At 74.1% G+C, this 24,738-nt stretch carries 25 protein-coding genes; 16 read left to right on the top strand and 9 right to left on the bottom strand.

Annotation, left to right across the window (positions count from 1 at the left end; translation table 11 throughout):
* Positions 1 to 9 precede the first annotated feature (9 nt).
* Positions 10 to 1,011, top strand: coding sequence for an RNA polymerase sigma factor RpoD/SigA (locus ACIQUQ_RS13925; protein ID WP_403975008.1), 1,002 nt, complete (start codon positions 10 to 12; stop codon positions 1,009 to 1,011).
* 32 nt (positions 1,012 to 1,043) lie between these two features.
* Here ACIQUQ_RS13925 and ACIQUQ_RS13920 read toward each other — a convergent pair whose 3' ends face one another.
* Positions 1,044 to 2,072: a helix-turn-helix transcriptional regulator gene (locus tag ACIQUQ_RS13920; RefSeq protein ID WP_403975006.1), complete on the bottom strand. Its 1,029-nt coding sequence runs from the start codon at positions 2,070 to 2,072 to the stop codon at positions 1,044 to 1,046.
* Positions 2,073 to 2,146: 74 nt separating this feature from the next.
* Between ACIQUQ_RS13920 and ACIQUQ_RS13915 the strand changes: the two genes are divergently transcribed.
* The 3 genes from ACIQUQ_RS13915 to pfkB all read left to right on the top strand — a co-directional run bounded on the left by ACIQUQ_RS13915 (position 2,147) and on the right by pfkB (position 5,558).
* Positions 2,147 to 3,703, top strand: a complete 1,557-nt coding sequence (locus ACIQUQ_RS13915) for an MFS transporter (RefSeq protein WP_403975139.1) — start codon at positions 2,147 to 2,149, stop codon at positions 3,701 to 3,703.
* Positions 3,704 to 3,855: 152 nt separating this feature from the next.
* Positions 3,856 to 4,617, top strand: a complete 762-nt coding sequence (locus ACIQUQ_RS13910) for a DeoR/GlpR family DNA-binding transcription regulator (RefSeq protein ID WP_403975004.1) — start codon at positions 3,856 to 3,858, stop codon at positions 4,615 to 4,617.
* Positions 4,614 to 5,558 carry a 1-phosphofructokinase gene (gene pfkB / locus ACIQUQ_RS13905; protein ID WP_403975002.1) on the top strand — a complete coding sequence of 315 codons (945 nt, stop codon included), beginning with the start codon at positions 4,614 to 4,616 and terminating at the stop codon, positions 5,556 to 5,558. Before ACIQUQ_RS13910 ends, pfkB begins: the two co-directional genes overlap by 4 nt.
* A gap of 17 nt (positions 5,559 to 5,575) precedes the next feature.
* Here the strand turns inward: pfkB and ACIQUQ_RS13900 are convergent, their stop codons facing one another.
* Both ACIQUQ_RS13900 and ACIQUQ_RS13895 read right to left on the bottom strand, forming a co-directional pair.
* Positions 5,576 to 6,346, bottom strand: coding sequence for a DUF6227 family protein (locus tag ACIQUQ_RS13900; protein WP_403974999.1), 771 nt, complete (start codon positions 6,344 to 6,346; stop codon positions 5,576 to 5,578).
* A 208-nt stretch (positions 6,347 to 6,554) separates the two neighbouring features.
* Positions 6,555 to 7,592: a P1 family peptidase gene (locus ACIQUQ_RS13895; protein ID WP_403974996.1), complete on the bottom strand. Its 1,038-nt coding sequence runs from the start codon at positions 7,590 to 7,592 to the stop codon at positions 6,555 to 6,557.
* 78 nt (positions 7,593 to 7,670) lie between these two features.
* Here ACIQUQ_RS13895 and ACIQUQ_RS13890 point away from each other — a divergent pair, with 78 nt between their 5' ends.
* A complete protein-coding gene (locus ACIQUQ_RS13890; RefSeq protein WP_403974994.1) occupies positions 7,671 to 8,327 on the top strand; it encodes a vitamin K epoxide reductase family protein in 657 nt (218 codons plus the stop codon).
* Positions 8,328 to 8,474: 147 nt separating this feature from the next.
* Here the strand turns inward: ACIQUQ_RS13890 and ACIQUQ_RS13885 are convergent, their stop codons facing one another.
* A complete protein-coding gene (locus tag ACIQUQ_RS13885; RefSeq protein ID WP_403974991.1) occupies positions 8,475 to 8,885 on the bottom strand; it encodes a rodlin in 411 nt (136 codons plus the stop codon).
* 181 nt (positions 8,886 to 9,066) lie between these two features.
* On the opposite strand from ACIQUQ_RS13885, the gene ACIQUQ_RS13880 reads away from it, so the two are divergent.
* Both ACIQUQ_RS13880 and ACIQUQ_RS13875 read left to right on the top strand, forming a co-directional pair.
* Positions 9,067 to 9,588: a hypothetical protein gene (locus tag ACIQUQ_RS13880; protein WP_403974988.1), complete on the top strand. Its 522-nt coding sequence runs from the start codon at positions 9,067 to 9,069 to the stop codon at positions 9,586 to 9,588.
* 122 nt (positions 9,589 to 9,710) lie between these two features.
* Entirely contained in the window at positions 9,711 to 9,950 is a 240-nt protein-coding gene (locus ACIQUQ_RS13875) for a chaplin (RefSeq protein ID WP_403659048.1), read from the top strand.
* A 222-nt stretch (positions 9,951 to 10,172) separates the two neighbouring features.
* Here ACIQUQ_RS13875 and ACIQUQ_RS13870 read toward each other — a convergent pair whose 3' ends face one another.
* The 5 genes from ACIQUQ_RS13870 to ACIQUQ_RS13850 form a co-directional block, all read right to left on the bottom strand.
* Positions 10,173 to 10,517: a hypothetical protein gene (locus ACIQUQ_RS13870; protein WP_403974985.1), complete on the bottom strand. Its 345-nt coding sequence runs from the start codon at positions 10,515 to 10,517 to the stop codon at positions 10,173 to 10,175.
* 201 nt (positions 10,518 to 10,718) lie between these two features.
* Positions 10,719 to 11,987, bottom strand: coding sequence for a chaplin (locus ACIQUQ_RS13865; RefSeq protein ID WP_403974982.1), 1,269 nt, complete (start codon positions 11,985 to 11,987; stop codon positions 10,719 to 10,721).
* A 129-nt stretch (positions 11,988 to 12,116) separates the two neighbouring features.
* Positions 12,117 to 12,350 (bottom strand): chaplin, encoded by a 234-nt coding sequence (locus ACIQUQ_RS13860; RefSeq protein ID WP_403974979.1) that lies wholly within the window; start codon positions 12,348 to 12,350, stop codon positions 12,117 to 12,119.
* Positions 12,351 to 12,640: 290 nt separating this feature from the next.
* Positions 12,641 to 13,051: a rodlin gene (locus tag ACIQUQ_RS13855; protein WP_403975137.1), complete on the bottom strand. Its 411-nt coding sequence runs from the start codon at positions 13,049 to 13,051 to the stop codon at positions 12,641 to 12,643.
* A gap of 103 nt (positions 13,052 to 13,154) precedes the next feature.
* The gene (locus ACIQUQ_RS13850) at positions 13,155 to 13,415 is read right to left on the bottom strand and encodes a chaplin (RefSeq protein ID WP_403974977.1); all 261 of its coding nucleotides are present in this window, start codon (positions 13,413 to 13,415) and stop codon (positions 13,155 to 13,157) included.
* Positions 13,416 to 13,590: 175 nt separating this feature from the next.
* Here ACIQUQ_RS13850 and ACIQUQ_RS13845 point away from each other — a divergent pair, with 175 nt between their 5' ends.
* Genes ACIQUQ_RS13845 through ACIQUQ_RS13805 form a run of 9 tightly spaced genes read left to right on the top strand, consistent with a single transcriptional unit; the run spans position 13,591 to position 24,567 of the window.
* Positions 13,591 to 14,721, top strand: coding sequence for a DUF3344 domain-containing protein (locus tag ACIQUQ_RS13845; protein ID WP_403974974.1), 1,131 nt, complete (start codon positions 13,591 to 13,593; stop codon positions 14,719 to 14,721).
* A gap of 21 nt (positions 14,722 to 14,742) precedes the next feature.
* Positions 14,743 to 15,924, top strand: coding sequence for a glycosyltransferase (locus ACIQUQ_RS13840; RefSeq protein ID WP_403974971.1), 1,182 nt, complete (start codon positions 14,743 to 14,745; stop codon positions 15,922 to 15,924).
* Complete coding sequence (locus tag ACIQUQ_RS13835; protein ID WP_403974968.1) at positions 15,921 to 17,420, top strand: exopolysaccharide biosynthesis polyprenyl glycosylphosphotransferase; 1,500 nt, start codon at positions 15,921 to 15,923, stop codon at positions 17,418 to 17,420. Before ACIQUQ_RS13840 ends, ACIQUQ_RS13835 begins: the two co-directional genes overlap by 4 nt.
* 1 nt (position 17,421) lies before the next feature.
* Positions 17,422 to 18,852, top strand: a complete 1,431-nt coding sequence (locus tag ACIQUQ_RS13830) for an O-antigen ligase family protein (protein ID WP_403974965.1) — start codon at positions 17,422 to 17,424, stop codon at positions 18,850 to 18,852.
* Positions 18,849 to 20,630, top strand: a complete 1,782-nt coding sequence (gene murJ, locus ACIQUQ_RS13825; protein WP_403974963.1) for a murein biosynthesis integral membrane protein MurJ — start codon at positions 18,849 to 18,851, stop codon at positions 20,628 to 20,630. Before ACIQUQ_RS13830 ends, murJ begins: the two co-directional genes overlap by 4 nt.
* A complete protein-coding gene (locus ACIQUQ_RS13820; RefSeq protein WP_403974961.1) occupies positions 20,620 to 21,405 on the top strand; it encodes a polysaccharide deacetylase family protein in 786 nt (261 codons plus the stop codon). The genes murJ and ACIQUQ_RS13820 overlap by 11 nt, the downstream gene beginning before the upstream one ends.
* Positions 21,402 to 22,613 (top strand): glycosyltransferase, encoded by a 1,212-nt coding sequence (locus ACIQUQ_RS13815; RefSeq protein WP_403974959.1) that lies wholly within the window; start codon positions 21,402 to 21,404, stop codon positions 22,611 to 22,613. Before ACIQUQ_RS13820 ends, ACIQUQ_RS13815 begins: the two co-directional genes overlap by 4 nt.
* Positions 22,614 to 22,621: 8 nt before the next feature.
* On the top strand, positions 22,622 to 23,392 hold the full coding sequence (locus ACIQUQ_RS13810; RefSeq protein ID WP_403974956.1) for a lipopolysaccharide biosynthesis protein: 771 nt from the start codon (positions 22,622 to 22,624) through the stop codon (positions 23,390 to 23,392).
* Positions 23,389 to 24,567, top strand: coding sequence for a GNAT family N-acetyltransferase (locus ACIQUQ_RS13805; RefSeq protein ID WP_403974954.1), 1,179 nt, complete (start codon positions 23,389 to 23,391; stop codon positions 24,565 to 24,567). The genes ACIQUQ_RS13810 and ACIQUQ_RS13805 overlap by 4 nt, the downstream gene beginning before the upstream one ends.
* The last annotated feature ends 171 nt before the right edge of the window (positions 24,568 to 24,738 follow it).

The raw sequence follows: 24,738 nt of genomic DNA, 5'->3' as shown, positions 1-24,738 counted from the left end.
GGAGCACGCATGGCAACCCGCGCCGTCGCCCGTCGTCAGTCCGACACGGCCAACACCGTTCGCGCCGTAAGCGGGGAAATCGCCGACCGAGACCTGGTCGGCATGTATCTGGACGAGATCGCTCGCACCCCGCTGCTCGACGCCGCCAGGGAAGTGGAGCTCTCCCAGATCATCGAGGCGGGCGTGTACGCCCGGCAGATCCTCGACGAGGACGGGCAGGACACCGAGAGCACGGACGGCGGGGCCGCCGGGGCATCCCGCGAGGAGCTCCAGGCACTGGCCGACGCCGGTGAGCGGGCCAAGGAAGTCTTCATCCGGTCCAACCTCCGCCTGGTCGTCGCCGTGGCGCGCCGCTACCCGCGCAGCGGACTGCCGCTGCTCGACCTGATCCAGGAGGGCAACGCGGGCCTGGTGCGGGCGGTGGAGAAGTTCGACTACACCAAGGGCTTCAAGTTCTCCACGTACGCGACCTGGTGGATCCGCCAGGCGATCACCCGCTCCATCGCGGACCAGTCCCGCACGATCCGTCTCCCCGTCCACCTGGTCGAGGAGCTGGGCCGCATCCGCCGCGTCCAGCGCGAGTTCAACCGCGAGAAGGGCCGCGACCCGGAGCACGCGGAGATCGCGGCCGAGCTGGGCTCGACCGAGCAGCGCGTGGGCGACGTACTGGACTGGGCGCGTGACCCGGTCAGCCTCAACATGTCCGTCGACGACGAGGGCGAGACCCAGTTCGGCGACCTGCTGGAGGACACCTCGGCGATCTCCCCGGAGCAGTCCGTGCTGGCACTGCTGCGCAGCGAGGAGCTGGAGGACCTCATCGGCAAGCTCGACCAGCGCACCGCGTCGATCATCAAGATGCGTTACGGCATCGACGACGGCCGGGAGCGTACCCTTACAGAAGTGGGCAAGCAGCACGGACTGACCCGCGAGCGGATCCGGCAGATCGAGAAGCACGCCCTGCTGGAACTGAAGAAGATGGCCCGGGACACGGGCTTCGACGCCGCCGCCTAGAGCGGCCGGCGTCCCCCCTGCCGCCCCGGCACCTATCCCCCCCAGGTGCCGGGGCTCTCCCGTTCCCGGGCTCCGTACGACGCCTCGCCCGCCCCCGTGCCGGCCCCCGCCGCCAGCCGCGCCCCCATCGCCCCCGCCGCCGCCACCAGCGCCTCCGGCGAGTGGATCGTGAAGGGCAGGCCGGTCAGCGCGAGCCGGACCGCGACCCAGTCCAGCGTCTCCGAGGTCTCGAAGCGCAGCCGGGAGCCCGTGCCCTCAGGGCCCGGTTCCGGTACGCCCACCCAGGCCGGCGTCACCGCCGCCACCTGCTCGACCGTGGCCGCGAAGGAGACGTCCACCCGGTACGCGGGGGCCTGCCGCCCCCGTACCGCCTGGGCCACGAACGCCAGCACGTCCCCCATCGGCAGCTCCCGCGGCGTGAACCGGGCCCCGGTGGCGAAGGGCTCGCTCACCCGGTCCACCCGGAAGGTCCGCCAGTCCGACCGGTCCAGGTCGTAGGCGGCCAGGTACCAGCGGCGCCCCGTCGACACCAGCCGGTACGGCTCCACCAGCCGCTTCGAGGCCGCCCCGTCCCCCGCCCGGTACGCGAAGCGCAGCCGCTCCCGGGCGGTGGCCGCACCCGCGATCGCGGTCAGGGTGTGCGGATCGATGCTCGCCCCGTCGCCCCGGGTCAGCGGCACGGTCGCGGCCTGGAGGGTGCCGACCCGGTGCCGGAGCCGCGCCGGCAGCACCTGCTCCAGCTTGGCCAGGGCCCGTACGGACGCCTCCTCGACGCCCTCGATCGCGTGCCCGGCCCCCGCCCGCAGCCCCACCGCGATCGCCACCGCCTCCTCGTCGTCGAGGACCAGCGGGGGCAGTGCGGCCCCGGCCACCAGGCGGTACCCGCCCTCCGCGCCCAGCGTGGCCTCGACCGGGTATCCCAGGGCCCGCAGCCGGTCCACGTCGCGGCGGATCGTCCGGGAGCTGACCCCGAGCCGCTCCGCGAGCTCGCGGCCGGGCCATTCGCGGGGGGTCTGCAACAGCGAGAGCAACGTCAGCAGGCGTGCGGGTGTATCGGTCATGGAATCCAGGTTCCCCGGGAAATAGGACACGATCTGTCCTACTCGCAGTCTACGGTTCCCCCATGAGCACCGAGATGAAGAAGACGCCCCAGTCGGGGGCGGAACCCGAGAACATAGCCGGCGACGCCGGCGACCGTCGGCGCTGGTTCGCGCTGGCCATCGTCATGACCGCGGCCTTCATGGACCTGGTCGACGTCACGATCGTCAACATCGCGCTGCCCAGCATGAAGACGGAGTTCGGCGCGTCCGACACCGCGATCCAGTGGATCACCGCGGGATACGCCCTCGCCTTCGCCGCCGGCCTGATCACCGGTGGCCGTCTCGGTGACATCTACGGCCGCAAGCGGCTGTTCCTCGTCGGCATCGCGGGCTTCACCGCCGCCTCCGCGCTCTGCGGCTTCGCGGCCAGCCCCGAGATGCTCGTCGCCTCCCGGATCCTCCAGGGCGGCATGGCGGCCCTGATGGTCCCGCAGGTGCTCGCGATCATCCACGTCACCTTCCCGCCGCACGAGCGCGGCAAGGTCTTCGGCATGTTCGGCGCGATCGTCGGCCTCGGCGCCGTCTCCGGCCCGATGCTCGGCGCGCTGCTCACCGAGTGGAACCTCTTCGGCCTCGAATGGCGCCCGATCTTCCTGATCAACCTGCCCGTCGGCATCGCCGGTCTGCTCCTGGGCTACCGCTTCATCACCGAGTCCAAGGCCCCCAAGGCGCTGCGCCTCGACCTGGTCGGCGTCGTGATGGTCACCCTCGGCCTGGTCATGCTGATCTATCCCCTCACGCACGGCCGCGAGGCGGACTGGCCGCTGTGGGGCTTCATCTCGATGGGGGCCACCCCCTTCGTCTTCGCCGCCTTCATCGCGTACGAGCGGTACAAGACCAGGAAGGACGGCTCCCCGCTGGTGGAGCTCTCCCTCTTCAAGATCAAGAGCTTTGCGGGCGGCATCGCGGTCCAGCTGACCTTCGGCATCGCGCTCGGCATCTTCTTCCTCTGCTGGACCCTCTACATGCAGATCGGTCTGGGCTGGACCCCGCTGCACGCCGGCGTCACGGGCATCCCCTTCTCCCTGGCCGTCTCCGTGGCCGCGGGCATCTCCGTGCAGAAGCTGGTCCCGCGCTTCGGCCGCAAGGTCCTCCAGGCGGGTGCGCTGACCATGGCCGTCGGCATCCTGATCTACATCTGGGAGGCGAACCGCTACGGCCTCGCCATCCACTCCTGGCAGATGGCCCTCCCGCTGGTCGTCATGGGCCTGGGCATGGGCCTCATCGTCGCCCCGCTGACGGACGCGGTGCTCGCCGACGTGCCGCGTGAGCACGCGGGCTCCGCCTCCGGCCTGATCAACACCATGGGTCAGGTGGGCAACGCGCTCGGCCTCGCCCTGGTCTCGGTGGTCTTCTTCACCGTCATCGACGACAAGCTGCCCGAGGCCGGCCCGGGCACGGCGTTCGTCGAGGGCTACCAGACCGCCCTCTGGTACGTGCTGGGCGTCCTGGCCCTCATCTTCGCGGTGATGTTCCTGCTGCCGCCGCGGCAGAAGCAGGGCATCGCCCACGAGGCCGAGGCCGGCGCGCTCGATGCCGGCGCCGAGGACACCGCCGGCACCGGCGAGCCGGTGAAGGTCCCCGCCGGCTGAGCGTGACGCCGGCCCGGCCGGTCCCGCACGCACCACGGACATACCCGCCCGACATGGGGCGGGTATGTCCGTTTCGTTTGTTCTGTTCCCCGTGGGCCGGTAGCCTGGCCCCGAATCCACGCATTCGGGCATCGAACGGACTCAAAACCCCCATGTACGCTCCGGAGCGCCAGCAGGAGATCCTCCGCCTCGCCCGTGCGGCGGGCCGCGTGGACGTGCTCTCCCTGGCCGAGGAGTTCCAGGTCACCGCCGAGACCGTACGCCGCGACCTCAAGGCCCTCGACCGGGCCGGCCTCCTCCGCCGCGTCCACGGGGGCGCCATCCCCGCCGGCCGCCTCGACTTCGAGCCCGACCTCACCGAGCGCGAGGCCACCGCCGCCGACGAGAAGGACCGCATCGCCCGTGCGGCCCTCGCCGAACTCCCCGACGGGGGCAGCGTCATCCTCGACGCCGGCTCGACCACCGCCAGGCTGGCCGCCGCCATCCCCGTCGACTCCGCGCTCACCGTGGTCACCCACGCCCTGCCGGTCGCCGCCCGCCTCGCCGCCCACACCGGCATCGACCTCCACCTGGTCGGCGGCCGCGTGCGCCAGCGCACCCGGGCCGCCGTCGACGCCTGGGCGCTGCGCGCGTACGCCGAGATCCGCGCCGACGTCGCCTTCCTCGCCACCAACGGCTTCAGCGCAGAACGGGGCCTGACCACCCCCGACCTCGCCGAGGCCGCCGTCAAGGCCGCCGCGCTGCACGCCGCGCGCCGCGTGGTCCTCCTCGCCGACTCCGCCAAGGCCGGGCAGGAGCACTTCGCCCGCTTCGGCGGCTTCGCGGACGTCGACCTGCTCATCACCGACGCGGGCCTGGACCGCGCCCAACAGGCGGCCATCGAGGCCGCCGGTACGGAAGTCGCACTCGTATGATCCTGACCGTCACGCCCAACCCCTCCCTGGACCGCACCTACGAGGTCGCGGCCCTCGAACGCGGTGCCGTGCTCCGCGCGACCGCCGACCGGGTCGACCCCGGGGGCAAGGGCGTCAACGTCTCCCGCGCCGTCGCCGCCGCCGGCGGCCGGACCGTCGCCGTCCTCCCGCTCGGCGGCCCGCCCGGCACCCTCATCGCCGAACTCCTCGGCGGCCAGGGCATCGACGTGACGGCGGTGACCATCGCCGGCCAGACCCGCTCCAACATCTCCGTGGCCGAGCCCGACGGTACCCTCACCAAGATCAACGCGGCCGGGCCGTCGCTCACCACCGCCGAGGCCGACCTCCTCCTCGGCACCGTCCGGCACCAGGCCGCCGACGCCGACTGGATCGCCTGCTGCGGCAGCCTGCCGGGCGGACTGCCCGTCGGGTGGTACGCCGACCTGGTCACCCGCGCGCACGACGCCGGCGCCCGCGTCGCCCTCGACACCGCGGGCCCCGCCCTGCTCGCCGCCCTCCCGGCCCGCCCGGACGTGGTGAAGCCGAACGCCCACGAACTCGCCGAGGCCACCGGCCGGCAGCTCATCACGGTCGGCGACGCCGTCGCCGCCGCCCGCGAACTCCGCGACCGCGGCGCCGCGGCCGTCCTGGCCAGCCTCGGCGCCGACGGGCAGCTGCTGCTGGAGGCGGGCGGTACGTACTACGGCACCGCCTCCGTCACCGCGGTCCGCAGCGACGTCGGGGCCGGCGACGCCGCCCTGGCCGGCTTCCTGCTCGCCGGCGGCCGGGGCCCCGACGCCCTCGCCTCGGCCCTCGCGCACGGCGCGGCGGCGGTCCGGCTGCCCGGCAGCGCGATGCCCACGCCCGCGGACCTGGACCCCGCGGCGGTCACCGTCACCACCGAACTTCCCTTGGACCGCCCCCTGTCGAAGCCGGCCTGACGAACCGCCAGGCCGGTTCAGCGCACCCGGGCCCGCAGCTCCATCGCCCCGCGGGCCGCCTGCTCGCTCGTGTACACCTCGCACATGTGCCGCCCGTCGGGCGTGGCCGTGTGCTCGACCTCCCACAGGCTGAACTCCGTGCCGTCCAGCAGCACGAACGCGTGCTCGTACAGCGTGAACCCGGCGTCCCGGCCGTCCGCCAGGCACTGCCGGCTCCCGAACGCCTGGGTGATCTGGTGCGCGTACGCCGAGGCCAGCAGCCGCCCCACCGCCGGACCCGGCCGGTCCGGGTTCTCCGCGCGCCGCAGCACCCGGCGCGCGTGGTCCGCGGACTCGTCCACGGCGTACATCCGGCGCTGCCGCGGCAGGCCGGGCCGGGCGAACAGCGCCCCGAGCACCGCGAGGTCGTCCTCCGTGTCGTCCGGCGCGTCCGGGTCCTCCGCCACCGCCGTCGCCACGTCGAACTGCTCGCCGAAGAGCCGGTTCGTGGCCAGGCAGAGGTCCGCCTTGCTCGCGAACACCTCGTGCTCGGTCCGGCCCGTGCCCGGCGCGCGGTACGCCAGCTCCCACAGGGAGACCGCCTCGCCGTCGGACAGGAGGTAGGTGTGCCGGAAGGTCTCGCGGTGCAGCCCGGTCACCGAGCTGTGGTGCGAGGAGTGCAGGGCTGAGCTGTGGGCGAGCGCCGTGCCGAGGCGCTCGACCAGCCGGTCGGGCAGGTCGTAGGAGTTGAGGGCGCGGCCGAGGAGTCGCTCGAGGTGCGCCTCGGTTGTCTCGTACGGATCGCTCAAGGTGGGTCTCCAGGCCGTCGCAGCTTGTCACTTCGCGGACGCTCAACGTAGCCCCTGGGTCTGACATCGCGCCCGGGTTATGGAAAGACGTACGGCATCCACGGCAGGTTCCCGGGGGTCGGCCCGATCGGAACCCCGCAACCCGAGGCGTCCGCCGGGGCCCTGCCCGGGCCCGGGCAGGGCCCCGGACCCCGGGGGCCGGTGCAGGTCAGTACAGGTCGCGGTACGAGGGGAACACGCCCCCGGGGCCGTCCACGCCCTCCGCGTGCAGCACCGCCCGCACCACCGCCCGCGTCACCGCGTCCGCGCCGGCCGCCAGCACCGCGTTGAACTCCTCCACGCCCGGCACCTCCCGCTCACCCGCCGACAGGGCGAAGACGGTGTCCCCGTCGTTCATCAGGTGGACCGGCCGCACCGCACGCGCCAGCCCGTCGTGCGAGGTGCCCGCCAGCTTCCGCGCCTGCGCCTTGGTCAGCGCCGCGTCCGTGCCGACCACGGCCAGGGTGGTGTTGAGCGGCGGCCGTACGTAGCCGGCCGCGCGCTCCGAGGTCGCCGCCTTCGCCGCCGCCAGCCGCTCCAGCGCCGCCTCGTGCACGGGGTCCGCCGGGTACGCGGTCCTGCCCTCCAGCATCCGCCCGTACAGCACCCCGGTGAGCGGGTCGACGACCGAGCCCGCCGCGTTCACGACCACCAGCGCCCCCACGGTCACCCCGGAGTCCAGCCGCACGCTCGCCGTGCCCACCCCGCCCCTGAGGCCGCCGGCCACCGCCCCGGTCCCCGCGCCCACCGAGCCCTGCGCCACCGGCGAGCCGGGCTCCGAGGCGGCCGCGGCCTCCACCGCAGCCCGCCCCACCGCGGCGTCCGGCCGGGCCCGCCAGTCGCCGCCGCGCCCGAGGTCGAAGAGCGCGGCGGCCGGCACCACCGGCACCACCTGCGAGGGGTCGGGGCCGACCCGGACCCCGCGGCCCCGCTCCTCCAGCCAGGCCATCACCCCCGACACGGCGTCGAGCCCGTACGCGCTCCCGCCGGTCAGCACCACCGCGTCGACCCGGGAGACCAGGTTGAGCGGGTCCAGCGCGTCGGTCTCCTTGGTGCCGGGGCCGCCCCCGCGCACGTCCACCGCGGCCACGGCGCCGCCCTCGGGCGCGAGCACCACCGTGGTGCCCGTCAGGGCGCCGTCCCCGGGCAGCCGCGCGTGCCCCACCCGCAGCCCGGTCACATCGGTCAGAGCGTCTACTCGGTCCATGCGTCATCAGTACCAGTTCTCGTCAACTTGCGTACCAGGACGCGACGTTAGCCCGCGTCTGTCCGGGAATGCGGGAGTATGGCGGGCATGGCAACGAACGTAGCGGGCGACACCATCCCCCGGCAGCAGGGGCGGTCGCACGGTCAACGAGAGTCCGAACGGGCCGGTTCCGACCGGGGAACGGCCTGGCTGCTGGCGATCACGGGCGCGGCCGGCCTGCTGGCCTCCTGGGTGATCACGCTGGACAAGTTCCTCCTCCTGGAGGACCCGAACTTCACGCCGGGGTGCAGCCTCAACCCGGTGGTCTCCTGCGGCAGCGTCATGAAGAGCGACCAGGCCGCCGTGTTCGGCTTCCCCAACCCCATGCTGGGCCTGGTGGCCTACGGGGTCGTGGTCTGCGTGGGCGCGGGCCTGCTGGCCGGGGCCCGGTACCGCGGCTGGTTCTGGCTCGGCCTCAACGCCGGCCAGCTGTTCGGCGTCGCCTTCTGCTCCTGGCTGATGTTCCAGTCCCTGTACCGGATCAACGCGCTGTGCCTGTGGTGCTGCCTGGCCTGGGTCGCGACGCTCCTGATGTTCTGGGCCACCACCGCGCGCAACGTACGGGCCGGGGTGCTGCCGGTGCCGGCCCCGGTACGGGCGGCCGCGGCGGAGTTCGCCTGGCTGCCGCCGGTGCTGCACGTCGGGGTGATCGGGATGCTGGTGCTGACCCGCTGGTGGGAGTTCTGGACGAGCTGACGGCTTACGGGCCCGGTCCCCCGTACCGGGCCCGTACTCCCGCGAGGGGCGCGGCCGTTCACGACGAGACCCCCGGCAGCTGGAGGCTGCCGGGGGTCTCGTCACATCGCTCCACGGGCGTCAGCCCGGACGGAAGGAGGAGCGGGGTCAGCTGCCGACGGCACCGTTGCCGGAGAGCGCCGAGATGTCGTCCAGGATGTGCGAGAGCGGCTCGTCGCCCTTCGCCTGGGTGGAGTTCTCGGTGCACTGCTGGGTCTGCGGCGCGGACAGGACCGGGATGTCCTGGACGCCGACGTTGACCAGGGCGAGGATCGACTGGGCGTTGACCTTGGCCGGGATGCCGACGCAGGGCTTGTTCAGGGTGCCCTGGACCAGGCCGAGCTGCGGGCTCATGTCGCCGTGGGTCTTCTGGTTGCCGTAGACCTGCGAGGCGCCGTTGCCGTTGAAGGTGGTGGTGCCGTTGTCGTTGCCGATGGCCAGGGCCTGCGGAGCCAGGGCGGCGCCCGTGCCGATCACGGAGGCGGTGACCGCGGCAGTGGCCATAATCTTCTTGAGCATGTGATTGGTCCTTTTGTCGCACGAGTGCCCGCTAATGGAGCGTCCTGGTCAACTGCCCCTCCTGGGGGTTGGTTCCGCTGCTTCACTCAAACGGCCCGCGGGCGTTGCGCGGTGTGGACGCCGATCCCACGGTGGACGAGGGGGGTTGTCCCGGTCTTCGCACCCCACCGAAGGAAGTTCCATGCATCCCAAGAAGGCGCCCCGCGTCCTCGTCCCGGCCGCGCTGAGCGCCGCCCTGCTGTTCGGCGCGGCCGCACCCGCGAGCGCGCTGGTCCGCGACGACGACGCGGAGCTGCGGCAACGCGTCGCCGCCGTCCAGTCCGTGCGCGAGGAGGTCGAGGACCGGGCAGCCGCCGTACAGGCGGGCCCGATCGACGACCTGCTCGCGGGTCTGTCCGCCACGCTCAACGGCCTGCTCGGCTCGCTGACCGGCCTGCTGGGCGGCATCAAGCTGCCGCCCATCGAGCTGCCCAAGCTGCCGCCGCTCGAGCTGCCGAAGCTCCCGCCGATCGAGTTGCCCATCGAGCTGCCCAAGCTCCCGCCCGTCGAGCTCCCGGTGGACCCCCCGAAGGTCCCGCTGGAGCCCCCGGCCGTACCGCTGGAGCCCCCGGCCGTACCGCTGGAACCTCCGGCCGTCCCGCTGGAGCCCCCGGCGGTGGCGCCCGTGCAACTGCCCGCGGTGCCCGACCTCAAGCTCCCGTGAGCTGACTATTGGGCTGAACAGGGTGAGTTTCCCTCCCGGCCGTGTCGTCCTGGCCGGTGCGCCGTTCCCCTCGTTGTGAGCCCCGGATCGGGGCAGATCATCGAACAGAAGGTGCACTTCCCATGAACTCTGCCAAGAAGGCCGCCCTGGTCCTGGCCACCGCCGGTCTCGCCGCGGGCGCGGCCGCCGGCTCCGCCGTCGCCGACTCCTCGGCGGAGGGCGCCGCCGTGGGCTCCCCCGGCGTTCTGTCCGGCAACCTGGTCCAGGTTCCGGTGCACGTCCCGGTCAACGTCTGCGGCAACACCGTCAACGTGATCGCCCTGCTGAACCCCGCGTTCGGCAACCACTGCATCAACGACTGACGCCCGCACCGCGTTCTCAGTGGCGCCCCCGGCTCCGGCCGGGGGCGCCACGAGCGTTTTCCGGGGCGACGGGGGTGCTCCGGAAGGCGCGCGGGGGAGTGCGGGGAGGGCGGGGCGTGCGGGCGGAGACGCGTGCGCGGTTGCGTACCTACACGAAACCGCCCGCGCCGCGGGAGTCGGCGGCACGGGCGGTGCGGTGGGGCGGCGCGAACGTCGCCCGGCTCAACCGTGGTTGATGTTCAGACCGCCGAGCAGCTGGGGCGCGACAGGGGCGGTCTCGGTCGCGCTGGTCAGGGCCCCCAGGACCTTGTCCGGAGCGTGGTTGCGGAGGTGGTTGACGCCCTCGGCCGCTTCGACGGTGGAGTGCAGCGCGGAGCCCTGCTCCTCCAGCGCGTTCTCGAGGTGCAGCGGGAGGTTCTCCGACAGCGGCGCGGTCGCGGCGACCGCGTCCATCGCCCCGCCGTTCAGGCTCATGGGCTGCATGTCGTCGGCGGCGAACGCGGGGGTGACGGCACCGAGTGCGGCCACGGAACCGGCGACGACAGCGGCGACCTTCGAGAACTTCATTTGGGATCCCTTTCTCCAGCGGCGACCGTCGCGCCACTTCCGTCATGCACAACGATTCCTCGCGGCTGCGGAAACTCCGCGTCCACCGCTTTCTTGCGCGGCCGCTCGGACAAGTGATCGGCCGGAGAATCCTGACGGATTCTCCGGCCGATGTTTATTCACCTTTTTCGATTACCGGCCAAGCTGCGGCCGAATGCCCGGTCAGGCGATTCGGGAGCGCCGGTACAGGACGGCCCCGCCGAGCAGCAGCCCCGCGCTGAGGGCGGCCGCGGGGATGGTCGCTCCGGTCGCTCCGGTCGCCGCGAGGACGGGGACCTGGCGGGCGGGCGCCGCCGGGACGGACTCGGGGGCCGGAGCGGGAGCCGGGGCCGCCTCGTGGGGTGCGGGCGCCGGGGTCAGGTCGACCGGGCGGTCCTCCTCGGGGGCCGAGGGGGGCTGGTCGGCCCGGGGGACGTCCACGGCCGGGGCGGGCGCCGGGACCTCGGCGACGGGGGCGGGCGCCGCCGGGGGCGCGGGGACGGGCGCGGGCGCCGGCGCGGGAGCGGGTGCCGCCGGAGGGACGACGACGGGCGCCGGGGCGGGGACCTCTTCCTGGTGGCCGCGGCGGGGACGCGGCTCGGGCACCTCGACCGGGGCGGGGGCCGGCAGTGGCTTCGCCTCGTGGACCGGCTCGGGCTTGGGCTCCGGCCTGGGCTCGGGCTTGTGCTCGGGCTTCGGCTCCGGCTTCGGTGCGGGCTGGGCCTCCGGCCTGGGCTCGGGCTTCGCCTCCGGCGCGGGGGCCGGCGGTACGACCGGGGGCGGGGCGGGGACGGCCTGCTCGGGAACGGTCTCCGGGACGGGAGCCGGCTTGGGCTGCGGCTTCGGCTCGGGCTTGTGCTCGGGCTCCGGCCGCGGGGGTGCCTGGTGCGCGGGCGGGGTGCCGTGCTCCTCGTCGCACTCCTCCTCGGGGGCGCCGTACCCGGGCCCGTGCTCGTGCCCGTGGCCGGCCTGGGGGGCCGGGGCGGGCTTGCGGTGCTTGCCCGTGCCGGGGCCGGGCCGGTGGTCCTCGCGGCCGGGACCGGCACCGGGCCGCGCGTGCTGCGGCTCGTGCCGCTCGGGCGAGGGGCGGAGGTAGCGCTCGTAGTCGCGCGCCTCCGGCTCCAGGTACCGCTCGTAGTCGTACCCGCCCCCGTACGAGCCGCCGCCGTAGTAGTGGTGGTGTTGCTCGTGGGAGGCGCCGGTCTCGCAGTGGTTGCCCATCGAGGGGTTGAGCGCCGAGGCCGCGTCCGCCGAGTTGCCGCAGAGGTTCGGACTGACGGTCAGCGGTACCGAGACGCTGTTGCCGGACAGTACGCCCGGGGAGTGCGAGGCCTCGGCGGTCGCGCCCGGGTGCGCGTAGGCGGCGCCGGCGCCTAGGGACAGCAGGCTCGACGCCGCCGCGGCGGTGAGTACGCCCTTGCTCAGTACTTGTCGGCTCAGTACCTGTCGCATGGGTCCTTCCCTGTCTACCGGCGCTCGCCGCCGGTGCGGAGTAAGTCAAGGTGGCCCCGGAGTGCACCGCCGTGCACTCCGGGGCCACCCCGAGGAGGTTTGCCCTGGCGGGCGAGGACGCTTCGCGCGTCAGCGGTTGACGCAGACGTTGCCGAACGCGGGGTTCAGCAGGCCGATCACGTTCACCGAGTTGCCGCAGATGTTGATCGGGATGTTGATCGGCACCTGGACGTTGTTTCCGGAGCCGACACCGGGGGAGCCCACGGCCTTGCCGTAGGCCTCGGAGTCGGCCATGGCGGGGGTGGCGGCACCGGCGGCGATCAGGACGCCGGCGGTGACGGCGAAGGTCTTCGTGTACTTCATTTTCGATCCTTCCCGCAGGGGTGTTCCGCCGCATGCACGACCCTCGCGCTGCGTGCACAGATTTCTGTTCTTCAACACCGCTGCGAGTTGAACAACGAGCCGTCCGGGGAAAGGAAACCGAAAATCCGGGAGTGGCTCTTCCGATTTCACTCCGTTGCCGTCGGGGAAAGTCGGCGCCGGAATTTGGTCAGGTATTTCCGGCCGAATTGGCGCATGATTTCCCGCCCTGCAGACGACGAGGCCGCCGCGACCCGAAGGTGCGGCGGCCCCGTGGCACTGGGCGGTCCCGACTAGCTGTTGACCGCGCCGTTGCCGGAGAGCGCCGAGATGTCGTCCAGGATGTGCGAGAGCGGCTCGTCGCCCTTCGCCTGGGTGGAGTTCTCGGTGCACTGCTGGGTCTGCGGGGCGGACAGGATCGGGATGTCCTGGACACCGACGTTGAGCAGCGCGGCGACGGACTGGACGTTGCCCTTGACCGGCAGGGCCACGCAGGGCTTGTTGAGCGAGCCCTGGATCAGCGCCATCTGCGGGCTCATGGCGCCGTAGGTGGCCTGGTTGCCGTAGACCTGGGAGGCGTGGTTGCCGTTGACGGTGGTGACGCCGTTGTCGTTGCCGATCGCCATCGCCTGCGGGGCCATCGCCGCGCCGGCGCCCACGACCGAAGCCGCGACCGCTGCCGTGGCCATCATCTTCTTGATCACTGTCATCCCTTTTCTGAGGATTGCCCGGTACAGGAGCATCCGGATCAACGGCCCTTCCCAGGTTTGGGTTGCGAGCCTTCACCCGAACGGGCCCCTGGCGGCCCTACGCGTTGATGCAGGTGTTGCCGAAGGACGGGTTCAGCAGGGCGATCAGGTTCGCCGTGTTCCCGCACAGGTTGACCGGGACGTGGACGGGGACCTGGACCAGGTTCCCGGAGAGGACGCCCGGGGACTCGGCGGCGTAGCCGGCCGCGGAGGCGCCGCTGCCGTCCTTGCCGTGGGCGGCGGCGATGCCGGCGCCGCCCATCAGCACGGCAGCACCCGCGACCGCCGTCGTGGTGGTGCGGATCAGCGTCTTCTTCATCTCGGATTTCCCTTTCTGTTCGAACGTGGTGCACCCGCATAACGAGCACCGGACGGCAAGGGTGCGCACCTTCGCCCAAAAGGCCGTACGAGCGAGTCCGACGTGATTTCCAGCTGGGTTTCTGACAAAGTGCACTCCTGTTTTGACGCCTTGATCGGAAATGGGAGACCTGGTCATGCCGGAGGCTTCGAAGTCGACTGGGCGCAAGGCCTTCCGCACCCTCGGTGTGCTCTCCGGCCTGGGACTTTCGATGTCCCTTCCAGCTGCCGGCGCCTCCTCGGCCGTCAGGGAATTGCCGGAGATTCCTTTCACGCAGCGTTACCAGGCCGTGCAGCACGGCGGGTTCGCACGGGCGTCCAACTCCGGCATCAGCTGCGAGAAGCGGGCCGATGCCGAGGCGCAGCCGTGCGGGGACGTCAAGCGCGGAGCGGCGGGGGTGAACGGGGACTTCGAGATGCTCTACAGCGACCTCGACCGGGACCCGAACACGTACAACTCGACCCGGGCCGAGCTGGTGGTGCCGAAGGGGGCCCGGATCACGTACGCCCGGCTCTACTGGGGCGGGAACCTGCGGGTCGGTGAGCAGAAGCCCCCGGAGGACAACGGCCGCGTGCTGGTGGCCGAGCCGGGCGGCTCGTACAAGGACGTGCTGGCGGACACCCGGATCGCGCACCGCGACGCCGACGGCAGCGACGCCTACCAGGCCTCCGCGGACATCACCCCGCTCGTCCGGAAGTTCGGCGGGGGGATGTGGACGGTGGCGCAGCTGAACATCGCCAAGGGGCACTCGGACGTGGGTGCCTGGGGCGGCTGGACGCTCGTGGCGGCGTACGAGAAGCCGGACGAGCCGCTGCGCCAGCTGTCCCTGTGGGACGGCTTCGCGGCCCTGCGGGGCGGTGAGGACGCGGACGCCGACGGGGCCCGGGACACCGGGCGGACGGTCGAGCTGACCGGGTTCGAGGTGCCGGCCCGCGGGGCCGGCCGGGCCGGGGTGGTCGGGTACGACGGGGACCGCGGGGCGCTCGGCGACTCACTGACCGTGACGGCGGACAGCGGGCGCAGGCTGAACCTCAGCGATGCCGAAAACCCCTTCAACGATGTGATGAATTCTACGATCACAGAATTCGGCCGCCCCTCTTCCAGGCGACAGCCCGAACATGTGAACAATCTCGGATATGACGCGGACGTGTTCGATCTCGGCCCCGCGCTGTCCGAAGGCGCCCGAAGCCTGAAGTTCAGGTTCGAGGCGGAAAACCAGGGTCATTTCCTCGGCGTGCTCTTCGTACAGGCAGACGCGCGCCGCTGAAACGTACGGAGATCACTCCACGTGCAGTCAGACACCGCGACCGCCGGCCCCGCGCCGACGGTCCTCCACCTCGTCCAGCCCGTGGAGGGCGGAGTGGCCCGGGTCGTCACCGACCTGGTCCGCGCCCAGATCCGGGGCGGCCTGCGGAGCGTCGTCGCCTGCCCGCCCGGCGGGACGCTCGCCGACGGCGCGCGCGAGGCGGGCGCCGAGGTCCTCACCTGGCGTGCCGGCCGCGCCCCCGGCCCCGCCCTCGCCTCCGAGGCCCTGGCGGCCGCCCGGGTGGTCGGCCGGGTGCGTCCCGACCTGCTGCACGCGCACAGCGCCAAGGCGGGTCTGGCCGGCCGGCTGGCCGTACGCGGCTCCGTGCCCACCCTCTTCCAGCCGCACGCCTGGTCCTTCGACGCCGTCGGCGGCACCACCGCCGCGCTCGCCCTGCGCTGGGAGCGGCTCGCCGCCCGCTGGGCCGACCGGGTGCTCTGCGTCAGCGAGGCCGAACGGCGCGCCGGGGAGTCGGCCGGCATCGCCGCCCGCTGGGCCGTGATCCGCAACGGCGTGGACCTCGAACACTTCAGCCCGCGCGAGGGCGAGGACAAGGCGGCCGCCCGCGCCGGGCTGCCCCTGCTCTCCCGGTCCGCACCCCAGGGCCCGCTCGTGGTCTGCGTCGGCCGGCTGTGCCAGCAGAAGGGCCAGGACCTGCTGCTCAAGGCCTGGCCGGAGGTCACCGCGACCGCCGCCACCGCCCGCCTGGTCCTCGTGGGCGACGGCCCCGACGCACCCCGGCTGCGCCATTCGGCCCCCTCCGGGGTCCTCTTCGCGGGAGCGGCCGCCGACATCAGGCCGTGGCTTCGGGCCGCCGATCTCGTTGTATTGCCGTCGCGCTGGGAGGGCATGGCGCTCGCCCCGCTCGAAGCAATGGCCTGCGGCCGGCCGGTCGTGGTGTCCGACGTCAGCGGTGCCCGCGAGAGCCTGCCGCCCGGGCAGGCGCCCCTGTGCCTGGTACCGCCGGAGGACCCGACGGCGCTGGCCAAGGCGCTGGGCCGGCTGCTCTCGGAACCGGAGCTGCTCGACGAACTGGGGCGACAGGCCCAGGAACACGCGCGTACGGAGTTCGACGTGCGGCGGACCACGGCCGCGGTCACCGGCCTGTACCACGAACTGCTGGGCCTGCCCCGGCCCTCGAACCAGGAGCGCAACAGCCGATGACGATGGACAGCGCACACGCGCCACACACCGGGCGGAAGGGCGCCGGGACCACGGCCGTCCGCCGCTCGGTGACCTCCATCCACCCGCCCCGCGGGCCCAAGGCGGACGAGGCCCGGCCCGCCGTACGGCCCCAGCGGCACCGCCGCCACGAGGGCGCCGGCCCGCTGCTCACCGCCGACGCGGTCGCCGCGCTCGTCACCGCGGGCGCCCTGCCCGGCCTCGACTGGCCGCGCGAGGCGGCCGCCCCGATCGCCTTCGCGCTGGCCGCGCTGCACGCGCAGGCCGGGCTCTACCGGCCCCGGCTGTCGCCCTCCGCCCTGCTCGAACTGCCCGCGCTGCTCGGCCGCTCGCTCGCCGTCTGGTGCGGCGCGGCCGCCGTCGCCGCGGCGCTCGACCCCGGCCGGGCCCTGGGGTGGGCCGCGCTCGCCGCCGCCGTGTGCCTTCAGGTCGTACTGACGTGCGCGGGACGCGGGTTCGTCCACCAGCTGCGCCGCCGGTCCGCCGTACGCCGTCCCCGCTCCGCCCTCGTCGTGGGGCCCGCCGCCGGGGCCCGCCAGGTGGCCGCCGCGCTGCACGGCCGCCGCGAGTACGGGCTCCGGCCGGTCGGCCTCGCCGACCCCACCCAGGAGCCCGACCCCGCGGGCACCCTCGCCCTGCCCGTGCTCGGCACCCACGAGGACGTCCGCCGGGCCGTGATCCAGAACTCCGTCCGGCACGCCGTCTTCACCCGTCCGCCGGAGGCCGACGAGCGCACCGCCGCCCTGGTCCGGCTCTTCCGCGACCACGGCTGCCGGCTCTGGCTCGCCGACCCCGCCGGCACCGCCAAGGTCACCGGCATGCGCGTCGCCGAGCCCCACGACCACCTGTGGGGCTTCTCCGTGCAGCCGCTGCTGCCGCGCCCCGCCCGCCCCGTCGAGCGGGCCGTCAAGCGCCTGATCGACGGCGTGCTCGCGGCCGTGGCGCTGGTCTTCGCCGCACCCCTGATGGGCCTGTGCGCCCTCGCCGTACGCCTCGCCGACGGCCCGGGCGTGATCTTCCGGCAGGAGCGCGTGGGGCTGTACGGGCGGCCCTTCACCCTGCTGAAGTTCCGCACCCTGCGCCCCGCCGACGAGCACGAGTCCGCCACCCGCTGGACCGTTGCCAACGACAACCGGATGAGCAGGGTCGGCAGCCTGCTGCGCAAGTCCTCGCTCGACGAGCTGCCACAGTTGTGGAACGTGGTCCGCGGTGACATGAGCCTGGTCGGCCCGCGCCCCGAACGCCCCTTCTTCGTCGCGAAGTTCAGCACCGTCCACCCCGGCTACGAGGCCCGCCACCGGATGCCGGTCGGCATCACCGGCCTCGCCCAGATCAACGGCCTGCGCGGGGACACCTCCATCGAGGACCGGGCCCGCTTCGACAACCACTACATCGACACCTGGTCGCTCTGGCAGGACCTGTGGATCCTCGCCCGCACCGCCGCCTCCTTCTTCCGCTTCCGGCTGGGGGGCAGCTGACATGAGCGGCGCCGCCGTCCCGTCCGGCCTCCTCGCCGGGGGGAGTCCCCACGCCCCGCAGGGGCTTCCCGAACTGCTCCGGCGCCACTGGCCGCTGCTGCCGCTCGCCGCGACCGTGCTGCTGCTGGTCGTGCCGCTGCCGGCCGGTGACGCCACGGCCTCCGGCAAGGTCACCCCGGCCGACGCGGCCTCGCTGCTGCTCGTCTTCTGCTGCGCCGTGCAGGCCCTGCGGGGCGAGGTGCGGCGGCTGAGCCCGCTGGGCGCACTGCTGCTCGGCATGCCGGCCGTCGGCCTCGCCGCCGCCACGGTCACCGCCGGGGACCCGTACGCGGCGCTGACCGGCTTCGTGCGCTACCTCCAGGTCTTCGTGCTCGTGCCGGGCGCGATCGTGCTGCTCGTACGGGACGCCCGGGAGTTCCGGCTGGCCGCGGGGTGCTTCGTGGTGCTGGCGCTGGTGCAGGGCGCGGTGGGGGTGGTGCAGTACGCCACCCACACCGGCGCGTCGTACCAGGGCGAGGACATCAGGGCCGTGGGCACCTTCGGTCCCGGCGACGTGATGGGCATGGCCACGGTGGTCGCGTACGGGCTGGTGATCGCGGCGGCGCTGGCGCTGGCCCCGGGCACCCCGCGGAGGCTGCGCGGTCCGGCGGCGGTGAGCGCCCTCGCGCTGGTGGTGCCGCTGGTGCTGTCCTTCAGCCGGGGCGCGTGGATCGCGACCGCGGGCGCCCTCGCGGTGGTGATGCTGCTGGCCGGGGTGCGGCGGGCGCTCAGGACGCTGGCTGCCCTGGCCGCGGCCGGGGTGGTGCTGGTGGGCGGCTTCGGAGTCGGCTCCGAGATGATGGCCGAGCGGCTGACCAGCATCACCCAGGTGAGTTCGGCGCCGGACCAGTCGGTGACGGACCGGTACACGATGTGGGCCGCCGCCACGTCCATGTGGCAGGAGCGGCCCGCCGCCGGCGTGGGGCTCAAGGGCTTTCCGGCGCACCGCGACGGCCACTCCTCGCTGGGGCTGTCCTCGGGCAGCGACACCGCGGGCGCGGGCCAGGCGTACCTCCGCCAGCCCCTGCTGTCCCCGCACAACATGTACCTGCTGGTGCTCAGCGAGCAGGGGCTCATCGGGCTGACCGCACTGGCGGGCGGCTGGGCGGTGCTCCTGGTCGCGGGGCTGCGCCGGGCACTCCGGCCGGACCGCGCGTCCCGCCCGGTGCGGGACTGCGGGCTGGCGGCGATGGGCCTCCTGGTGTGGCAGCTGACGGACTTCCTGTACGCCGACATCGGCGGCCCGTCCACCGTGCTGACCGGCGTGATCATCGGCCTCGCGGCCTGGTGGGCCCTCGGCTCCGCCGCGGCCGGCGGCACCGGCGCGGGCGGCGGGGACACCTCCGGCGCGCGCGTCCCCGCACCCGCACGCGAAGGCGCGGCGGTCGCGTGACGGAAACCGCGGCGCCGCTCCCGGGGGCCCTGCCCCCGGAGCTCCCCCCTGCCTACGGCACCGGAAGTCCGGCCGCCCCGGGTGGTTTCGGCGCGGACGGCCGAGGGACGCTTCCCGGGGGCGCGGGGCCCGGTGGGGGACCGCCCGGGACCGAGGGGACCGACGTGCAGGGGGAGCCGCCCGGCGGGCCGCGGCTGGGCGGGTTCCTCGCCAAGGCCGCCGCCGTGACCGCGGGACTGACCGTGGCCGGGGCGGTGTTCGGGCTGCTGCGCGACCAGACCATCGCGCACCTCTTCGGCGCCGGCCACGACAGCGACGCCTTCCTCATCGCGTGGACCGTCCCCGAGATGGCCTCCACGCTGTTGATCGAGGACGCCATGGCCCTGCTCATGGTGCCCGCGTTCAGCCACGCGCTGGCCCGCCGGTCGGCCGCCCGGGCCGGGCTCACGCGCCGGGAGGCGCGCGCCCAGGACCCCGTACGGCTGCTGGTCGGCGCCACGCTGCCGCGGCTGGCCGTCACGCTGGCCGCCGTGGCGGCCGTACTGCTGGTCGCCGCGCCCCTCGTCGTGGGGCTGCTCGCGCCGGGCCTGCCCGACCCGGACCTCGCCGTCCAGTGCACCCGGCTGACCGCCCTGACCGTGCTGACCTTCGGCATCGCCGGGTACTTCAGCGCCGGGCTGCGGGCCCACCGGTCCTTCCTGCCGCCGGCCGCGATCTACGTCGCGTACAACGTCGGCATCATCGGCACGATGCTGACCCTGCACGCCACGCTCGGCGTCCGGGCCGCCGCGGCCGGGGTCGCGGTCGGCGGGCTGCTGATGGTCGCCGTCCAACTCCCCGCGTTCGTACGCCACGTGGGCTTCGGCAACCCCCGCCCGGGCCGCGCCCACCGGGCGCTGCGGGACCGCGACCGGCCCACCCTGCTGGCCCTGGGCACCCTCGCGCCGGTCATCTTCTTCGCCGTGTCCCGGCAGTCGCAGGTGCTGGTCGAGCGGTTCCTCGCCGCCTCCCTGCCGCCCGGCGCCATCTCGCACCTCAACTACGCGCAGAAGGTCGCGCAGATGCCGATGGTGCTGTCCCTGATGATCTGCACCGTCACCTTCCCCGTCGTCGCCCAGGCCATGGCCGGCGGCGAGCGGGAGAAGGCCAGGCGGCGCGTCGAGCAGGACCTCGCGCTGGCCTCCCTGGCCGTGCTGACGGGCACCGCGCTCGTCATCGGGTACGCGCCTCAGATCATCCAGGTGCTGTTCGAGCGCGGGGCGTTCACCCACGAGGACACCCTCGCCACGGCCGCCGTGATGCGCGTCTACGGCATCGGACTGCTGGGCCACTGCCTGGTCGGCGCGCTCAGCCGGCCGTTCTTCTCCACCGCCAGACCGATGTGGTTCCCGGCGGCCGCGATGGCCGCGGGACTCGGGGTGAACGTCGTGGCGGGGGCCTTCGCCGTGGGCTGGTGGGGCACGTACGGCATCGCCGCGGCCAACGCGGCGGGCATCTCCACCACCGCGGCCCTGCTGCTGTACGGCATCGGCTCGCGCGTGATCGCCATCCAGGTCCGCCGGGTGGCGGTCAGCCTCGGCCGGCTGTCCGTCGCGGCCGCCGCGGCCTGTTTCACCGGCTGGCTGGCCGGGCCGATGATCCCCAACCCCCTGCTCAGCGCCGCCCTCGGCTGCGTGCTGGTGCCGGCCATGTTCATCGCCGCCGGGATGGCCATACGGGCCCTCGACGTCAACGCCCTGCCCGCCACGATCACCCAGAGGTTCCGTCATGTCCGCTGACACGGCGACACCCAGCGCCTCGCGCCCCGCGCCGCGCCCCCGCGCGAAGCACGCACCCAGGACCCCCTGGGTGCTGATGTACCACTCGGTCGCCGAGTTCACCGACCCGGCCGAGGACCCGTACGGGATCACCGTCACGCCCACCGCCCTGGAGGAGCAGCTGCTGTGGCTGCGCTCGCGGGGGCTGCGGGGGGTCTCCGTCGCCGAACTGCGGGCCGCCCGCGCGGCCGGGCACGGCGCCGGGCTGGTCGGGCTGACCTTCGACGACGGGTACACCGACTTCCTCAGCGGGGCGCTGCCGCTGCTGCGCCGGTACGAGTGCACGGCGACCGTCTACGTGCTGCCCGGCCGGCTCGGCACCGACAACGTCTGGGACCCGCTGGGCCCGCGCAAGCCGCTGCTCACGGCCGAGGACGTGCGCCGGATCGCCGCGGCGGGCCAGGAGATCGGCTCGCACGGGCTCCTCCACCAAGACCTCACCGCCGCCCCGGACGACGTGCTGGAGCAGGAGCTGGGCGGCAGCCGCGAGGCGCTCCGTCAGATCACCGGCACCGCCCCCGAAGGCTTCTGCTACCCGTACGGGACCGTCGACCGCCGGGTCGTCGAGGCGGCCCGGGCCGCCGGGTACGCGTACGCCGTGGCCATCGACCCGGGCCGGCTGTGCGGCGCGCACGCCATGCCCCGCACCCACGTCAGCCAGGCCGACGGCGCCGCCCGGCTGCGGGTCAAGCGGCTCCGCCACCGCGCCAGGTACCTGCTGGGAGCCGCCTCGTGAAGGCCCTGCACATCATCACCGGCCTCGGGATCGGCGGCGCGGAGCAGCAGCTGCGGCTGCTGCTGCGGCACCTGCCGGTGCGCTGCGACGTGCTCACCCTGACCAACGACGGGCCGGTGGCCGAGGGACTGCGGGCCGACGGCGTGCGGGTGGTGCACCTCGGCATGACCGGCAACCGCGACCTGCGGGCCCTGCCGCGGCTGGTGCGGTTCATCCGCCGGGGCCGGTACGACCTGGTGCACACCCACCTGTACCGGGCGTGCGTGTACGGGCGTCTGGCGGCCCGCCTCGCGGGGGTGGGCGCCACCGTCGCGACCGAACACTCCCTGGGCGACGCGGAGATCGAGGGTCGGCCGCTGAGCGGCGGGGTGCGCGCGCTGTACCTGGCGAGCGAGCGCCTCGGCGGGGCGACCGTCGCCGTCTCCGACACGGTGGCCGCCCGGCTGCGCGGGTGGGGCGTGCCGGAGGCGCGGCTGCACGTCGTGCCCAACGGGATCGAGGCGGTGCGGTTCCGCTTCGACCCGGAGGCGCGGCGCACCGCCCGGGCCCGTACCGGACTGCCGGACGACGCCTTCGTGGTGGGCGGGGTCGGGCGGCTGGTGCCGGGCAAGCGGTTCGACGTACTGGTGCGGGCCGTGGCCGCGCTGCCGGGCGTACGGCTGGTGATCGCGGGGGAGGGGCCGGAGCGGGCCGCGCTGCGCGCCCTGGCCGCGGAGCTCGGCGCGGCCGACCGCGTGCACCTGCTCGGTGAGCGGGACGCGCTGGGCGACGGGCCCGACGGCCGTGCGCCCGGGGTCCCGGCCCTGCTGTCGGCGATGGACGTGTTCGTCTCGCCCTCCCGTGAGGAGGCGTTCGGGCTGGCGGTGGTCGAGGCGCTGGCCGCCGGGCTGCCCGTGCTGCACGTGACCTGTCCGGCCATCGACGACCTGCCCGCCTCCCAGGCCCCCGGCGCCCGCCGCATCGGGCCCGGCGTGGACGAACTGGTGGCGGCGCTGCGCGAGCACGCGGCGGCCGGCGGCCGGCGGCTGCCCGCGCCGCCCGTCGTGCACCGCTACGACATCGCCAACAGCGCCGAGGCCCTGCTCCGGGTGTACGCGCAGGTGCTCGCGCCCGTCCCGCTGCTTCCGGACGCCCCCCGGGCCCCGCACGTCCCGCAGTCCCCGTCCCCCTCGCAGACCTCCAAGACCACACCGTCCTCGAAGAAGTGAGTACGCACATGGCCGAGCCCGGCACCGCCAAGAACGACCGGAAGACCACGCACGCCGACGAGCCCGCCGGCCCGTCCCGCCGCGTCCGCAGAGCCCGCCGGCGCCTGCTCCCGCCGCCCGCGTGGTGGCCGCTGCCGGCCTGCGCCGTCCTCGGCCTGGCCGCCGGCGGCGCGTACGGGGTCCTCAAGGCCCCGGAGTACGCGGCCACCAGCTACGTGGTCGCCGTCCCGGACGAGACCACCGAGCCGGCCACCGCCCTCGGCTTCGCCCAGGCCTACGCGCGCATCGCGACCAGTGCCTCGACCCTCGCCTACGCGCAGCCGCGCGCCGGGATCCCGGCGCGGCAGCTGCGCACCCGGGTGCGCGCCGAGACCTCGCCCGAGTCGCCGATGATCGCGATCACCGGCACCTCCGGCAAGGCGTCCGAGGCCGCCGACATCGCCAACGCGGTGGCCGACGCGCTCTCCCTGAGCAGCAACCAGGCGGCCAAGAACACGGGTGTCCGGCTGCTGCTGTTCAACCAGGCCGTCGCCCCGGCCGAGCCCGCCTCGCCGTCGGCCACGGTCAGTGCCGCGGTGGGGCTGTGCGCGGGCGGCCTGATCGGCGGCCTGGTGCTGCTGACCCGGCCCAGGGGGCGGCGCCGGGACGGGTCCGCGCCGGCCGTGGAGGCGGCGCCGGTGCAGGTCACCGGGGTGACCTCGCTGCCCGGCCCGGCCCACGGCGGGGCCGCCGAGGCCGCCGCGGCCGCCGCGGTGAAGGAGAAGGAGCCGGTGCGATGACGGCCGGCTCCCCGGGGGGCCCGGCCGCACCGGGGTTCCGGGAGCTGTCGGTGACCCTGTGCCGGGACCCCCGCCAGTTCGCGGCGCTGGAGGCCGAGTGGAACCGGCTGCTGCGCGCCTGTCCCACCGCGACGCCCTTCCAGAGCCACGCCTGGCTGCACTCCTGGTGGCTGTCGTACGGCAGGGAGGGCCGCCTGCGGATCGTGCTGGTCCGGCGGGCCGGCGAGCTGGTCGGTGCGGCCCCGCTGATGCTGGTGCACCGGCCGCTGCCGCTGCTGGTGCCGCTGGGCGGGGGCATCACCGACTACTGCGACGTGCTGGTGGACGACGCGCACGCGGCGGAGGTCGTGCCCGCGCTGGCCCGGGGGCTGCACCGGGCCGCGCGCGGGGTGGTGGTGGACCTGCGGGAGGTGCGGCCGGGGGCCGCGGTGGAGCGGGTGGTGCGGGAGTGGGACGGCGCGCACGCGGTGCTGCCCGACTCGTCCTGCGCGGAGTTCCCGGTGCTCTCCTTCGATGACCTGGTCAAGCGGATGCCGTCGGCGGGCGCCCAGCGCACCCGGGCCAAGGTCCGCAAGATCGACGCGCTGCGGATCGAGGAGCACCAGGTGTCCGAGCACGAGGTGCCGGAGACGGTGCGCACGCTGCTGCGGCTGCACGAGGAGCAGTGGCGGGGGCGCGGGGTGACCCCGGAGCACGTGAAGCCGCGGTTCTCGGAGCACCTGATCAGGGCCGCGCGGCGGATGGTGCGGACCGGTGACGCCCGGCTGACGGAGTTCCGGCTGGAGGGCCGGGTGGTCGCCGCCAGCCTGACGCTGCTGTCGGCGGGGCTGACCGGCGGCTACCTGTACGGGGCCGATCCGGAGCTGCGGGCCCGGAAGGTGGACGTGGTCACCATGCTGCTGCGGCACGAGGCCCAGCACGCCCACGCGCGGGGGCGGGGTGTGCTGAGCCTGCTGCGCGGCAGCGAGCCGTACAAGAACCACTGGCGGCCCGAGACGGTGGTCAACCAGCGGTTCCTGCTGGCCCGTTCCTCGCACCTGCCGCTGCTGCGGCTGCACGAGTCACAGGTCTCCGGGCGCGAGCGGGCGGTCAGCGCCCTGCGGGAGGCGCTGCCCGCCGCCCGTGACTGGCGGGCCCGGATCAACGAGTGGCGGGTGGACGGGGTCCGGCGGTGAGGTGGGGGCTAGAACGGCCACCAGCCGCTGTCGTCGGGCTCGTTGGTCTCCCAGTCGTCCCTGCCGTTCCAGCCGTCCTCCTTGTCCCAGTCGTCTCCCTTGTTCCAGTCCTCGCGCTGGTCCCAGTCGTCCCTCTCGTCCCAGTCCCAGGACCAGCAGATCTTCTTGCTG

Source organism: Streptomyces sp. NPDC101118, assembly GCF_044759445.1.
GTDB lineage: Bacteria > Actinomycetota > Actinomycetes > Streptomycetales > Streptomycetaceae > Streptomyces.
This window is presented reverse-complemented; position numbering and strand designations above follow the sequence as displayed.

Excerpts from the sequence above, each read along its gene's own strand:
- ACIQUQ_RS13925 (WP_403975008.1), top strand. The coding sequence starts at position 10 with ATGGCAACCCGCGCCGTCGCCCGTCGTCAGTCCGACACGGCCAACACC.
- ACIQUQ_RS13920 (WP_403975006.1), bottom strand. The coding sequence starts at position 2,072 with ATGACCGATACACCCGCACGCCTGCTGACGTTGCTCTCGCTGTTGCAG.
- ACIQUQ_RS13915 (WP_403975139.1), top strand. The coding sequence starts at position 2,147 with ATGAAGAAGACGCCCCAGTCGGGGGCGGAACCCGAGAACATAGCCGGC.
- ACIQUQ_RS13910 (WP_403975004.1), top strand. The coding sequence starts at position 3,856 with ATGTACGCTCCGGAGCGCCAGCAGGAGATCCTCCGCCTCGCCCGTGCG.
- pfkB (WP_403975002.1), top strand. The coding sequence starts at position 4,614 with ATGATCCTGACCGTCACGCCCAACCCCTCCCTGGACCGCACCTACGAG.
- ACIQUQ_RS13895 (WP_403974996.1), bottom strand. The coding sequence starts at position 7,592 with ATGGACCGAGTAGACGCTCTGACCGATGTGACCGGGCTGCGGGTGGGG.
- ACIQUQ_RS13890 (WP_403974994.1), top strand. The coding sequence starts at position 7,671 with ATGGCGGGCATGGCAACGAACGTAGCGGGCGACACCATCCCCCGGCAG.
- ACIQUQ_RS13885 (WP_403974991.1), bottom strand. The coding sequence starts at position 8,885 with ATGCTCAAGAAGATTATGGCCACTGCCGCGGTCACCGCCTCCGTGATC.
- ACIQUQ_RS13880 (WP_403974988.1), top strand. The coding sequence starts at position 9,067 with ATGCATCCCAAGAAGGCGCCCCGCGTCCTCGTCCCGGCCGCGCTGAGC.
- ACIQUQ_RS13875 (WP_403659048.1), top strand. The coding sequence starts at position 9,711 with ATGAACTCTGCCAAGAAGGCCGCCCTGGTCCTGGCCACCGCCGGTCTC.
- ACIQUQ_RS13870 (WP_403974985.1), bottom strand. The coding sequence starts at position 10,517 with ATGAAGTTCTCGAAGGTCGCCGCTGTCGTCGCCGGTTCCGTGGCCGCA.
- ACIQUQ_RS13865 (WP_403974982.1), bottom strand. The coding sequence starts at position 11,987 with ATGCGACAGGTACTGAGCCGACAAGTACTGAGCAAGGGCGTACTCACC.
- ACIQUQ_RS13860 (WP_403974979.1), bottom strand. The coding sequence starts at position 12,350 with ATGAAGTACACGAAGACCTTCGCCGTCACCGCCGGCGTCCTGATCGCC.
- ACIQUQ_RS13850 (WP_403974977.1), bottom strand. The coding sequence starts at position 13,415 with ATGAAGAAGACGCTGATCCGCACCACCACGACGGCGGTCGCGGGTGCT.
- ACIQUQ_RS13845 (WP_403974974.1), top strand. The coding sequence starts at position 13,591 with ATGCCGGAGGCTTCGAAGTCGACTGGGCGCAAGGCCTTCCGCACCCTC.
- ACIQUQ_RS13835 (WP_403974968.1), top strand. The coding sequence starts at position 15,921 with ATGACGATGGACAGCGCACACGCGCCACACACCGGGCGGAAGGGCGCC.
- ACIQUQ_RS13830 (WP_403974965.1), top strand. The coding sequence starts at position 17,422 with ATGAGCGGCGCCGCCGTCCCGTCCGGCCTCCTCGCCGGGGGGAGTCCC.
- ACIQUQ_RS13820 (WP_403974961.1), top strand. The coding sequence starts at position 20,620 with ATGTCCGCTGACACGGCGACACCCAGCGCCTCGCGCCCCGCGCCGCGC.
- ACIQUQ_RS13810 (WP_403974956.1), top strand. The coding sequence starts at position 22,622 with ATGGCCGAGCCCGGCACCGCCAAGAACGACCGGAAGACCACGCACGCC.
- ACIQUQ_RS13805 (WP_403974954.1), top strand. The coding sequence starts at position 23,389 with ATGACGGCCGGCTCCCCGGGGGGCCCGGCCGCACCGGGGTTCCGGGAG.